This is a genomic window from Bradyrhizobium sp. CCBAU 45321 (assembly GCF_028128975.1).
GTDB classification, from domain to species: Bacteria; Pseudomonadota; Alphaproteobacteria; order Rhizobiales; family Xanthobacteraceae; genus Bradyrhizobium; species Bradyrhizobium yuanmingense.
This window is the reverse complement of the sequence record NZ_LFKZ01000125.1, coordinates 1-12,189: the sequence shown is the minus strand read 5'-3', so window position 1 is coordinate 12,189 and position 12,189 is coordinate 1. Positions and strand designations below refer to the sequence as shown.

Genomic DNA, 12,189 nt, shown 5'->3' with positions numbered 1-12,189 from the left:
CGAGTCTCCCATGTATCACCACGTCAAGAAGCTGATGTTCACCGTGCGCGTCGACGAGCCCGATCCGCGCTTCGGCAATATGCTCCTCGAGCAGTTCGGCGGCGCCAACGGCGAACTTGCGGCTGCGATGCAATATTCGATTCAGGGACTGAATTGCGAGGATCCCGACCGCAAGGACCTCTTGATGGATATCGGCACCGAAGAGCTCAGCCATCTCGAGGTCGTCGGTTGCCTCGCCCGGATGCATCTTGCGCCCTCGCGGAACGACCGCCAGGCGGCAGAGGCCGATCCTCTGATCGCGATTGCCGGCGGAGGCGGCGTCAATCTGTTCAACTCGCAAGGCAATCCCTGGACCGCGGACTATCTCAAGATCACGGGCGAGCTCGACGTCGATCTCCGCAGCAACATCGCCGCCGAAGCGCGTGCCAAGATCGTCTACGAGCGCCTGATCAATTTTTGCGACGATGCCGGCAGCAAGGACGCGCTGCAATTCCTGATGACGCGCGAGATCACGCATATGAAGGCGTTCGCGCGCGCACTCGAGAGCCTGTCGAAGCCGGCCTTCAGCATCGGCCGGATCGCGCCGACGCCCGGCCTCGTGAACCAGTACTTCAACGATTCCACCGGCAGCGGCGACCACGGCGAAATCGATACCCGCGGCCCCTGGAACGAGGGCGAGGACTGGGTGTTCACGGAATCGCCTGCGCTGCAATCCGCCGATCCCGGCGCGGCCACCCCGATCGTCGCGGAGAGCTCACCGCCTGTCGACGAGGCCGGCCTGACCGATCTGCTGCTCCATGAGCTGCGTGACATCCTCCATGCCGAGAAGCAGCTGACGAAGGCGCTCCCGAAGATGGCGCAGTCCGCCCGCTTCGACCAGTTGCGGGAACTGTTCGAGCAGCATCTGGCCGAGACCGAAAACCAGGTCGAGCGCATCAACGAGTGCTTCGAGCTGCTCGGCGAGAACGCGCGCGCCAAGCCTTGCAAGGGCATGATGGGCCTGATCGAGGAAGGCCAGGAGGTCATGAAGGAAAGCCAAGAGAAGGAGGATGCAGCCGCCGACCTCGCGCTGATCTCTGCGGCGCAACGTGTCGAGCATTACGAGATGGCCGGCTACACCACCGCGCGCAACCTCGCGCAGCAGCTGCGCCACAGCGCGATCGTCGCCCTGCTCTCCAAATCTCTCGCCGAGGAAGAGAATGCCGACCTCCTGCTCAACCAGGTCGCGCGATCGCTGATGTCGGTGGCGAAGATGCCCGCCGCGCTGGAGCAGGCCGAGTAGTCCGCGCCGACGCGCAACACCTATCAACCCACGCCGCCTCGCGTTCGCGGGGCGGCTTGGTGCTTCCTGGCTGTGGCATACAGCTTGCCTCTCGATGCCGGACAATTCCGGAACGGGAGGCACCCTTGAGCATTTCACCCCTCGATTTGAACCGCCGCAGCGTCGTGCTCGGCGGCCTCGGTGTCGCCGGTATGGCAGCCTTTGCTCCACGTCTCGCCCGGGCGCAGGGCCGCAGCGAGACGTTGCTGGTGGTGCAGGAGCTCGGGCCGAACTCGCTGGACATGCAGGGCGTCGGCTCCAACCAGACCGTGAATGGCCTGTCCTGGAACTGTTACGACCGCCTGCTCACCTACGCCTCCAAGACACTGCCGGACGGCACGTTGTCGTATGACCGCGAGAAGCTCGCGCCCGAGCTCGCCGAGAGCTGGGAGGTCGCCGCCGACGGCATGTCCTGCACCTTCAAGCTTCGCAGGGACGCCAAATTCCACGACGGCACGCCTGTGACCGCCAAGGACGTCAAATGGTCGTTTGACCGCGCCGTGAAGGTCGGCGGGTTTCCGACCTTCCAGATGTCGGCGGGATCGCTGGAGAAGCCGGAGCAGTTCGTGGTGGTCGACGACCACACTTTCCGTATCGACTATGTCCGCAAGGACAAGATGCTGCTGTTCAACGTCGCCGTCGTCGTGCCCTTCATCATCAATTCCGAGCTCGCCAGGAAGAACGCGACGCCGGAAGACCCGTGGGCGCTGGCCTGGCTGAAGAACAACGAGGCCGGCGGCGGCGCCTACAAGATCGAGAGCTGGAAGCCGGGCAGCGAGACCGTGCTGACGCGCTTCGACGACTGGAAGAGCGGGCCGCTGCCGAAAGTGAAGCGCGTGATCGCCCGCGACGTTCCCTCCGCCGGCACGCGCCGGGCCATGCTGGAGCGGGGCGACGCAGATATTTCCAGCGGCTTTGCCCCGCGCGATTTCGAGCAGATCATCAAGGAGGGCAAGGTCAAGGTCTCGGGCGTGCCGATCCCGAACGCGCTGTGGTACGTCGCGCTGAACACCGCGAAGCCGCCGTTCGACAATGTCAAGCTGCGCCAGGCCATCGCCTGGGCCATGCCCTACGAGCAGATCCAGACCAGCGCCTTCTTCGGGCGCGCGGTTCCCATGTATGGCGGCGCCGCCGAAGTCTCAAAGCCGGTCTGGCCGCAGCCGTTTCCTTACGTCACCGATCTCGACAAGGCCAAGGCTCTGCTGAAGGAAGCGGGCTTCGAATCCGGCCTGGAGACGACGCTGTCGCTCGACACCGGCACCGCCACCGTCGGCGAGCCGACCACGATCCTGATCCAGGAGAATCTCGCCAAGATCGGCATCAAGGCGGGAATCGAAAAGATTCCCGGCGCGAACTGGCGTACGACGCTGAACAAGAAAGAGCTGCCGCTCGCGCTCAACCGCTTCAGCGGCTGGCTCGATTATCCCGAATATTACTTCTACTGGAATTTCCACGGCAACAACTCGATCTTCAACATCTCCTCGTACAAGAACAAGGAGATGGACGTCCTGATCGACAAAGCGCGCTTCACCACCGATGCCGCCGAGTACGACAAGACCGTGAAGGATTTCATCGCGCTCTGTATGCGCGACGTCCCCGTGGTTCCGCTCAACCAGCCGATCCACGACGTTGCCATGCAAAAGAGCGTCTCCGGCTACGAATTCTGGTTTCACCGTGAACCGGACTACCGCCAGTTTGCGAAGGGCTAGTTCTGCCGGGCGACGCTGATGGCGCGTGAGGCAGCTCGTGCCTGCATGGTCGAAAAGCCGCGCTCCAGGCGCGCGGCGCTCGCATGCAGCATCGCCGCGTCGAGCCTACCCTGTCGCGATCCTTCCAGGGCGCAGGCAAAGACACGGTAGAACTGCGCGCCGTCATAGGCGACCAGCAGCAGATCGACGCCGGCATTGATCGCCTCGACCGCGGCCTTGCAGACGTCGTTCTGGTAGATCGCGCCCATGATGAGGTCGTCGGTCATCACCACGCCCTGGTAACCCCACGTCCCACGAATGATCCCCTCGACGACGCGCTTCGAATGCGAGGCGGCGCGATCGGGATCGACGGCTGTGAGCGTGACGTGGCCGACCATGAGGGCGCTGCGCGAACGCGACAGCACCTCGCGGAACGGGAGCCAGTCGGTTGCCTCCAGGTCCTTCACCGGCGTGTCGAGATTGGCGCTGAAATGATGCGTGTCGGCGCGCACGCGGCCAATGCCGGGAAAATGCTTGAGCGTGGCGCCGACGCCCGTCTCTTCCAGCCCGCGCACATACGCGCTCGCGATGGTGCTGACGACGGCGGGATCGCTCGCTATCGCGCGCTTGCCGATCAGCGTGTGGAAATCGAGACGGTTGCGCCGCGCCGGCGGCTTGAGGTCGAGCACCGGGGCGAGATTGAGGTTGACGCCGACGTGGGCGAGCTCGCGGCCGTGGATGCGGCCGAACTCCTCGGCCTTGGCCTGCTGCTCATCGGAAGCCAGCCCCGTCAGCGTTGCCAGCGCCGGCACCTTCGTCAGCGGCGGCGCAAGATGCCCGACGATGCCGCCTTCCTGATCGGCGGCGACGATCAGTGGCGGCAGGCCGGCCGCGCGCCTGAGAGCCTGCAGCGCCGCGATCTCCGCCCGCAACGTCTCGATGGCGCGGCCGCGTATATTGTGCCGGGTGACATAGACGCCGCCGATCAGCCCCTTCTCGGCAAGACGCGCGACCTCGGGAAAGGAGGAATAGCCGACCATGAAGTGCGGCCCGAGCTGCCGCGCCTCGGCGGCGCTGGCGTTGAGAACGTCGTGCTTGCGCAGCTCGAACTTCAGATGCGCAGCCGACATCAAGAGCGGCGGCAGGCACCAGAGCACGACGAGCGCCTTGCCGGCGATGGTGCGCCAGCGACCTCCCCACAGCAAAAGAGCGACGATTGCGATGCTTGCGACGACAAGGGAGATGTTCCCGGCGCCACGCAGCACGAGCAGATAGGGATCGTTCTTGTTCGCGGCGACAAATGCAGCGAGCGGCGCGGCGAGCCAGAGCAGGACGAGACCGATGCGGTTGAGCAATTGCATGATGCACCAGGTGCGATGGGCGATGAATGTTTCGCACCTAGCAAAGCGAATCACGCTGCGCGAGAGGCAAAAGCGCGCCTGCACGAAAACTGCAAAAAACTCCTGAAGCCGTGCAGACGATGATCCCGCCGTCTGCACGAATGCCGTTCAGAATTCGTGATGCCACCATTCACGGAGACTCTCTGGACATGACGAGCCTGGCTTCGACGACGGACATCCAACCGATCAGGCCTTCTGCGCTGTCGGCCAAGCTCGCAGTGGCGCTGCTGCTGGCTGGGCTCGCCGACTGGCTGTTCTATGGTCAGCGGATCGGGCTGTCGCTGACGCTGTTTGCGGTCGCGACCGCCTGCGTGTCGGTGCTGTTCAATCACGCGACCCTGGACTGGCGGCGGGCGATGATCAGCGGCGCGATCCTTGTGCTCGGCCTTGTGCCGGCCATGGAAGAGCTCAACACGCTGTCCTTCCTGATCCTCGTCGCGTCGCTGACGATTGCGCTGTTGCTTGCGACCAATCCCGATACGACCGGGCTCACCGACCGCGCCCGCGCGCTGCGCAATTTCCTCCTGCTCGGTCCCTTCAGGTTCTTCCTCGATGCGCCCCAGGCCTTCAACATGTCGGCGTTCACCCGCGGCATCGCGCTCTGGCTGATGCCTGCGGCGCTCGGCACCGTCTTCATCGCATTGTTCGCCGCCGCCAATCCGGTGATCGAGCAATGGGTGTCGCTGCTCAATCCCAAGGTCATGTTGGACCATGTCAACATGTGGCGCGTTCTGTTCTGGACCTTGATGCTGGCTCTGATCTGGCCGTTCATCCATGTGAGCTGGCGGCGCAAGACGATAGACATCGCCACCGTGGCCGAGGGCCCCGTGCCACCGCCGCTGCCGCCCATGGTCTCGGCGGAATTTCTCGGCCCCTCCACCATCCTGCGCTCGCTGATCCTGTTCAACTTGCTGTTCGCGGCGCAGTCCATTCTCGACGGCATTTATCTCTGGGGCCACGTGGCGCTGCCCGACAACATGACTTATGCGACCTACTCCCATCGCGGCGCCTATCCGCTGATCGCGACCGCCCTCCTCGCCGCTGCCTTCGTGCTGGTGGCGATGCGTCCGGGCGGGCCGGCCGAGAAATCGAAGGTGATCCGGCCGCTGGTCTATCTCTGGGTCGGACAGAACGTGCTGCTGGTCGTCTCCTCCATCCGCCGGCTCGATCTCTATGTCGACATCTACATGCTGACCTATTGGCGGATTGCAGCGTTCGTCTGGATGGGACTGGTAGCGCTCGGCCTGATCCTGATCGTCGCGCGCATCGTGCTCGACAGGTCCAATCAATGGCTGATCGGCGCCAATCTCGCCGCATTGGCGATCGTGCTCTATGGCTGCTCGCTCGTGAACTTCGACGCCTTCATCGCCGACTACAATGTCGTCCACAGCCGGGAAGTTTCGGGAAAAGGCGTGCAGGTCGACATCGATTATCTCCTGACGCTCGGGCCGCAGGCGGTGCCAGCCATCGACAAGGCGATCGCGCTACGGCCCGCGGTCAAAGAGGGCTGCCTTGTGTCACGCCGCGACCGCCTTGTAGAACAGCAGCGTCAGGACCTGGCCTGGCGAAGCTGGGGCTTTCGCAACTGGCGACTCCAGCGCAGGCTGGACGCCGAGGCGAAAGCTCAGGCCGGCAGCCAGCCGGCGAGTTGACGAGGACACGGAGAGTTACTTGGCGCATCGCATTCTCATCGTCGACGACGAAGGCCACATCCGCGAGGTCATCCGCGTCGCCCTGAAGAAGGCCGGCATGGACGTGATCGAGGCCCGCGACGGCAAGGAGGCGCTTCTCCGCTTTGCCGCCGACAGGCCCGATCTCATCGTGCTGGACATCGGCATGCCCGAGTTCGACGGCCTCGACGTCTGCCGCGAGATTCGCAAAGGCTCCGACGTGCCGATCCTGTTCCTGTCGGCGCGCGACGAGGAGATCGACCGTATCCTGGGCCTTGAGATCGGCGGCGACGACTACGTCACGAAGCCGTTCAGCCCGCGCGAGCTGGTGGCGCGGGTCAATGTCATCCTGCGCCGCCTCAGCCCGCGCAACGGCGAGGCCAAGGCCGGGCCCACCGCGCTGACGCAAGGCGGGCTGCTGATCGATCCCGAACAGCATGTCGCGTCCTTTGCCGGCACGCCGCTGAAGCTGACCGCGATCGAGTTCGGCATCCTGCGCGCGTTCCTGTCACGGCCGACATCGGTGTTCAACCGCGAGCAGCTGATGCGCGCGGCCTACCAGCTCAACATCCAGGTCTCCGACCGCACCATCGACAGCCATATCCGCAACATCCGCGCCAAGCTCGCGGCGCTTGCTTGCGACAACGTGATCGAGACCATCCACGGCGTCGGCTTCAAGCTCGGCCGCTGCGAGAAAGAGGCATGAGCGCTGCGCCCGACAAATGGCGGCCGTCGCTCACCCTCGTGATCTTCACGGTGCTGGCGACGGTCGGCATATTGCCGCTGGTCGGCCTGTTCTTCTTCCGTCTCTACGACAACCAGCTGATCCGCCAGACCCAGGCCGAGCTGATCGCACAGAGCCGCGTGCTGGCGACGATCTATGCGCAGGAGGTCGCGGCCCGGCTCGACAGCGGCCTCGTGCTCGGCGCCGAGGTGCCGCCGGGCGTGCTGCCCGATCCCGGCGACCAGGTAACACCGATCCGCCCCGCGCTCGACCTCACCGCGAACGACCTGTTGCGGCGGCGGCCCGACGCATTGCCCGCGCCCAGGCAGGCGCAAGCAGCCTATGTCGAGATCGGGGCCAGGCTGACGCCGATCATCCGCGAGACCCAGAAGGTGACATTGGCCGGCTTTCGCATCCTCGATCCGCAAGGCGTGGTGATTGCCGCGCGGCAGGAGGTCGGGCAGTCGCTCGCCCATATCGAGGAAGTCGCGGACGCTCTGCAAGGGCAATACCGCGCGACGTTACGCAACCGCGTGCCGGACAAGCCGCCGCCGCCGATCTATTCCTTCAGCCGCGGCCTCGGCGTGCACGTGTTCTCGGCGATGCCCGTCATCGTCAACAACCACGTCGCCGGGGTGATCTACACGACGCGGACGCCGAACAACATTTTCGACCATCTCTATCAGGAACGCGCCAAGTTCGTGCTGGCGGGACTTGCCGTGATCCTCGGCACCATCGCGATCGGCCTCGTGTTCTCGCGCACCATCACGCTGCCGATGCGCGAGCTGATCGACCGCGCCGCCCGAATCGGCCGCGGCGACCGGGAGGCGTTCCAGCCGCTGAAGCATTACGGCACGCGCGAGTTCGCCCAGCTCTCGCACAGCTTTCTCGGCATGGCCGAGCAGCTGGCGCGGCGCTCCGACTATATCGCAACCTTCTCGGCCCATCTGACCCACGAGCTGAAATCGCCGCTGACCTCGATCAAGGGCGCAGCCGAGCTGTTGCAGGATTCGGTGCAAGGCAAGGCCGAGGGCCTGACGCCGGCCGAGCAGAACACCTTCATCGCCAACATCCTGTCTGATACCCAGCGGCTGGAGGCGATGGCGCAGCGGCTGCGGGAACTCGCCCGCGCCGAGAGCCTGCCGCAGAACGAGCGCACCGAGCTGGCGCCCGTGATCGCCGATCTCAGGAGCCGGTTTCCGGCAAGCTCGATCGAGGCCAGCGGCAGCCTCGACCAGGCGATCGGAATGTCCTTGGAGAAGGCGCTGATCGTGCTGTCGCACATCGCCGACAATGCGGTGCGGCACAAGGCCGGGACGATCAGGCTGGAGGCGGTCGACGCACGGACGACCGTGCTTGTGACGGTCAGCAATGACGGCGAGCCGATCTCGGCGCCGAACCGCGACAGGATCTTCGATGCGTTCTTCACCACCCGCCGCGACCAGGGCGGCACCGGGATGGGGCTGGCGATCGCGCGCGCGGTGATGGCGAGCCATGGCGGCTCGATCAGGCTTAAGCCGACCGACGAGGGCGCAGCCTTCGAGCTCCAGTTTCCGATTGCCTAGATCGCAAAGACCCAGACGGCGACGATGGTGCCGATGGTGGCGAGACCGGCGATGGTCCAACCGGCGGCGTATTCCAACTCAGGATGACCGGTCGCCCGCATGATCTCAACCGGATCGGCGGTATGCTTCTCTGCCATGACAGCCTCGCACGTTTCTTCCCGCGTCATAGATAAGTCGCATCAGCCGCAAAGAGGTTCCATCACGGAAATGCGAGGCATGACGCAGCTAGGTTTGTTCGCCGACCCGCAGGAAGGCCCGGCCGGCCTTCGCACCACGGAGGACTTTATCGATCACGCCGCCGAGCAGGATCTGATCGGCCGCATCGCAGCATTGCCGCTCCAGCGCTTTCAGTTCGGCGCGTTCGAGGGCAACCGCCGGGTGGCGTCGTTCGGCTATCGCTACGACTACACGCTGCAGCGTCTAGCCGAGGCCGATCCGATCCCGGACTGGGTCCGGCCGGTCGCGCGGCAGGCCGAGGCCTGGGCGGCGCTGCCGGAGGGCAGCGTCCGGCAGGTGCTGTGCACTGAATACGAGGTCGGCGTCGGCATCGGCTGGCATCGCGACAAGCCGCATTTCGACAAGGTTCTCGGCCTGTCGCTGGGCTCGCCGTGCAACTTCCGCTTCCGCCGCCGCAACGGCGCCAAGTGGGAGCGCCATACGCTCGCCGCCCTGCCGCGCTCGCTCTACATGATGGACGGCGAGGCCCGGTCGCAGTGGGAGCACAGCATCCCCCCGGTCGCGGCGCGGCGCTATTCCATCACCTTCCGAACGATGAAGCGGGCCTGACGAATCGTCAAAACCGCGAAAACAACCGCATGCACAGTAGCGAGCCGTTGCCGGCGCGAGCCTCGGCTGGGCTGGACAACCGCATGACGGATCGGGATAAAACGGCGGCGGCGCGACCTGCCCGCCAAGGTGCCGCGAATTCGCCTCAAGGCCGGCTGACTAATGAGGCGAATTCTGGCCAGATCAGCGAGCCAAGATGAGCCCCGCAAGGCCGCCACACCCATGAAGAATTATCTGACATTTTTCTTGTTTCTGACCATGACCGCGGCCTCCGCGCACGGACCCGTGCCGGGCCGGCTGCCGCCCTCCGATCTCGTGCGAGCAGGCCTCACCGATTCCGACACCACCGCAGGCGGCACCGCACGGCTATGCGAGCAGGTCACCTTCTCGCGCGGCCTGCGCTATGGCGAGAGCGAGGCCAACGTGCTCGATGTCGCGACCAGCGCGACCAAGGCCGACACGCCGCGGCCGGTGCTGCTGTTCGTGACGGGAGATACCTTCACCGGCGACCGCGGAGCGCCGGAGCTGTCCCGCCAGATCCAGGACCAGGCGATGTGCTTTGCTGCGCGCAACGGCATGATCGGGGTGCGCGTCAATTATCGCCTGGCGCCCGCGGCGACCTGGCCGGCCGGCGCGGCCGATGTGGCCGCAGCGCTGTCCTGGGTTCATGGCAATATCGACCTCTTCAACGGCGATGCCCGCGAGATCGTCGCGGTCGGCTACGGCGCCGGCGCCTTCCACGTCGCGACCATGCTGGCACATCCCGAGCTGCAGACCGCCGGTGCCGACGTCGCGGGCGTGGTGCTGGTGTCCGGGATCTACCGCGTCGGCAAGGACGCAAGCGACAGCGAGAAGGCCTATCTCGGCGGTGATGCCGCCCAGTATGACAAACGCTCGGTATTCCCCGGCATCCTCAATGTCGACGTGCCGATCGTGCTGGCCTGGGCCGCGGACGATGCCGCCGGCCTCGTGGCGCAGGGCGAGACGCTGAAGAAGACCCTGTGCGGCGCCGGCCATTGCCCGCGCAGCACGCTGCTGCGCAGCCGCGACGGCATCGCGAACGCCTTCGGCCTCGACGGCTCCGGCGAGAGCCTGGCGGAGCCGACGCTGCTGCTGGTGCGGCAGTTGGAGGCGCGGGGATTGCCGTAGGGGCTGCGGTAGCGCGGTTTCTACTCTGACCGTTTGCTGGGCCAATCCCCCGCCCTCCGCCGCAGGAGCACACTTCTCGCGTCGTGGGCGGTCGGTACCCTCCCCTGGAGGGGGAAGCGAAGCGCAATGTGAGACGGGGTGGGGTGACGGTCTATCAGCGTCGCACACTGCCCGGGTCGAGAGATCACCCCACCCCGCTCGCGCTACGCGCGATCGACCACGGGCGAGCTACGCTCGTCCCGGACCCCTCCAGGGGAGGGTAAGAGCAGGTTGCCACACGACACACACTCTCGATCAGAAATCAAAGCAGCGCGTCAACACGCCTGCCATTTCGCTTCCGGCCCATGCGTCGCATCGAAGCGCGACAGCCACACGATTGCCAAACGCTTGACCTAGATCAATCGGCCTTGGTGGGGATTGAGCCGACCTCGTTGGGGGCCAACCACAAGGCGTCGAACATGCGCTTCATCGGCAGGATGCTGTTCGTTTCCGTGATTGCCGTCGCATCGCTGGGCGCGATGTCGCTGCAGCAGCACGCGGATCAACCCGCAAGCCATGAGGAAATCCGCATCGGCAATGTCATGCCGTATTCGGGGCCGCTGTCGGAGTTCGGCGCGATCGGCCAGGCGGAAGCGGCCTATTTCGACATGGTCAACGCGCGCGGCGGCATCAACGGCCGCAAGATCCGCTTCATCACCCGCGACGACAATTCCGATCCGGCAACCGCGCTGGAGCTGACGCGCAAGCTGGTCGAGAAGGACGGCGTGCACCTGATGTTCGGCTCGTTCGGCACGCCCGGTAATCTCGTCACGCGCTCGTACCTGAACGAGAAGAAAATCCCGCAACTGTTCGTCGCCTCCGGCGACGAGGAGCTGAGCCAGCCGAGCGCGTTTCCCTGGACCATGGGCTGGCAGCCGTCGTTCCGGTCGGAAGGGCGCATCTACGCCAACTACATCCAGGCCTCTTACCCCAGGAAGAAGATCGTCGTGCTCTGGCAGAACGACCAGTTCGGGCGCATGCTCTACAAGGGCATCCAGGAGGGCCTCGGTGATCTCAACCGTCACGTCCTGGTCGACATCGCCTTTGACCTTGCCGACGAGCATCTCGACGGGCACGTCTCGATCCTCAAGCGCGCCGGCGCCGATATCTTCGTCTTCCTCGGCGTGCCCTCGACCGCATCCAAGGTGATCAAGCTGGCAGCGTCCCTGAATTGGCGTCCCGTCTTCATCGTCAACGATGCCTCCGCCTCGATCGCCAACGCGATGGCACCCGCGGGGCTGGAAAACTCGGCCGGCGTGATTTCGGCGGCCTTTTTGAAGGATCCGAGCGATCCCGCCTGGAAGGACGATCCCGGCATGAAGGACTGGTTCGCCTTCATGGACAAATACCATCGGGTCGAAAGCACCAACAACAGTGCGGCCGTTTATGGCTACGCCGCGGCCGAGGCGCTGACGCAGGTGCTGAAGCAATGCGGCGACGATTTTTCACGCGACAACATCATGCGCCAGGCGGCTTCGCTCAGGGACTATCAGCCTTCGGTCGCATTGCCCAACATCAGGATGAACACCTCGCCCAACCGCTACCTGCCGATCCGGCAGATGCGGCTGGTGCAGTTCGACGGGCGGTCGTGGCAGCCGTTCGGGGACGTGATCGAGACGGCGTTCACGGAAGGGGCGGCAAGGTGAGGTGACTTACCCTCCCCCTCCAGGCCCCTGGAGGGGGAGGATCGCTACGCATGTAGCGAAGCGGAATGCGTCGCGGGGTGGGGTGACGGTCTCGCCACATCCGACACCGCCCGAGGGGAGAGATCACCCCACCCCGCTCGCGCTGCGCGCGATCGACCCTCCCCCTCCAGGGCAGGGCTATCGCATGTGGCCTAGGAGTTC

The 12,189-nt window shown here is 65.2% G+C and carries 10 protein-coding genes; 8 read left to right on the top strand and 2 right to left on the bottom strand.

What is annotated here, in order from left to right; all coding sequences use genetic code 11:
• Window positions 1-10 precede the first annotated feature (10 nt).
• Window positions 11-1,282 carry a DUF892 family protein gene (locus ACM43_RS21750; protein ID WP_157282801.1) on the top strand — a complete coding sequence of 424 codons (1,272 nt, stop codon included), beginning with the start codon at window positions 11-13 and terminating at the stop codon, window positions 1,280-1,282.
• Between the two features lie 125 nt (window positions 1,283-1,407).
• On the top strand, window positions 1,408-3,030 hold the full coding sequence (locus ACM43_RS21745) for an ABC transporter substrate-binding protein (protein WP_271542803.1): 1,623 nt from the start codon (window positions 1,408-1,410) through the stop codon (window positions 3,028-3,030).
• Here the strand turns inward: ACM43_RS21745 and ACM43_RS21740 are convergent.
• The gene (locus tag ACM43_RS21740; RefSeq protein WP_271542802.1) at window positions 3,027-4,370 is read right to left on the bottom strand and encodes a glycoside hydrolase family 3 N-terminal domain-containing protein; all 1,344 of its coding nucleotides are present in this window, start codon (window positions 4,368-4,370) and stop codon (window positions 3,027-3,029) included. The genes ACM43_RS21745 and ACM43_RS21740 overlap by 4 nt on opposite strands.
• A 188-nt stretch (window positions 4,371-4,558) precedes the next feature.
• Between ACM43_RS21740 and ACM43_RS21735 the strand changes: the two genes are divergently transcribed.
• From ACM43_RS21735 to ACM43_RS21725, 3 genes are read left to right on the top strand one after another with little or no spacing between them, the layout of a single operon-like run.
• On the top strand, window positions 4,559-6,061 hold the full coding sequence (locus ACM43_RS21735; protein ID WP_271542801.1) for a DUF4153 domain-containing protein: 1,503 nt from the start codon (window positions 4,559-4,561) through the stop codon (window positions 6,059-6,061).
• A 19-nt stretch (window positions 6,062-6,080) separates the two neighbouring features.
• A complete protein-coding gene (locus ACM43_RS21730) occupies window positions 6,081-6,785 on the top strand; it encodes a response regulator transcription factor (RefSeq protein WP_109142397.1) in 705 nt (234 codons plus the stop codon).
• Entirely contained in the window at window positions 6,782-8,368 is a 1,587-nt protein-coding gene (locus tag ACM43_RS21725; RefSeq protein ID WP_271542798.1) for an ATP-binding protein, read from the top strand. Before ACM43_RS21730 ends, ACM43_RS21725 begins: the two co-directional genes overlap by 4 nt.
• Here the strand turns inward: ACM43_RS21725 and ACM43_RS21720 are convergent.
• On the bottom strand, window positions 8,365-8,505 hold the full coding sequence (locus ACM43_RS21720; protein WP_167361649.1) for a hypothetical protein: 141 nt from the start codon (window positions 8,503-8,505) through the stop codon (window positions 8,365-8,367). The genes ACM43_RS21725 and ACM43_RS21720 overlap by 4 nt on opposite strands.
• 79 nt (window positions 8,506-8,584) lie before the next feature.
• On the opposite strand from ACM43_RS21720, the gene ACM43_RS21715 reads away from it, so the two are divergent.
• From ACM43_RS21715 to ACM43_RS21705, 3 genes are all read left to right on the top strand, one after another.
• The gene (locus ACM43_RS21715) at window positions 8,585-9,154 is read left to right on the top strand and encodes an alpha-ketoglutarate-dependent dioxygenase AlkB (RefSeq protein ID WP_271542795.1); all 570 of its coding nucleotides are present in this window, start codon (window positions 8,585-8,587) and stop codon (window positions 9,152-9,154) included.
• Window positions 9,155-9,376: 222 nt separating this feature from the next.
• The gene (locus ACM43_RS21710) at window positions 9,377-10,303 is read left to right on the top strand and encodes an alpha/beta hydrolase (RefSeq protein ID WP_271542793.1); all 927 of its coding nucleotides are present in this window, start codon (window positions 9,377-9,379) and stop codon (window positions 10,301-10,303) included.
• A gap of 458 nt (window positions 10,304-10,761) precedes the next feature.
• A complete protein-coding gene (locus tag ACM43_RS21705; protein WP_271543080.1) occupies window positions 10,762-11,988 on the top strand; it encodes an ABC transporter substrate-binding protein in 1,227 nt (408 codons plus the stop codon).
• The last annotated feature ends 201 nt before the right edge of the window (window positions 11,989-12,189 follow it).

Coding starts and splice junctions, on each gene's coding strand:
- ACM43_RS21750 (WP_157282801.1), top strand. CDS start 11: ATGTATCACCACGTCAAGAAGCTGATGTTCACCGTGCGCGTCGACGAG.
- ACM43_RS21740 (WP_271542802.1), bottom strand. CDS start 4,370: ATGCAATTGCTCAACCGCATCGGTCTCGTCCTGCTCTGGCTCGCCGCG.
- ACM43_RS21735 (WP_271542801.1), top strand. CDS start 4,559: ATGACGAGCCTGGCTTCGACGACGGACATCCAACCGATCAGGCCTTCT.
- ACM43_RS21725 (WP_271542798.1), top strand. CDS start 6,782: ATGAGCGCTGCGCCCGACAAATGGCGGCCGTCGCTCACCCTCGTGATC.
- ACM43_RS21720 (WP_167361649.1), bottom strand. CDS start 8,505: ATGGCAGAGAAGCATACCGCCGATCCGGTTGAGATCATGCGGGCGACC.
- ACM43_RS21715 (WP_271542795.1), top strand. CDS start 8,585: ATGACGCAGCTAGGTTTGTTCGCCGACCCGCAGGAAGGCCCGGCCGGC.
- ACM43_RS21710 (WP_271542793.1), top strand. CDS start 9,377: ATGAAGAATTATCTGACATTTTTCTTGTTTCTGACCATGACCGCGGCC.
- ACM43_RS21705 (WP_271543080.1), top strand. CDS start 10,762: ATGCGCTTCATCGGCAGGATGCTGTTCGTTTCCGTGATTGCCGTCGCA.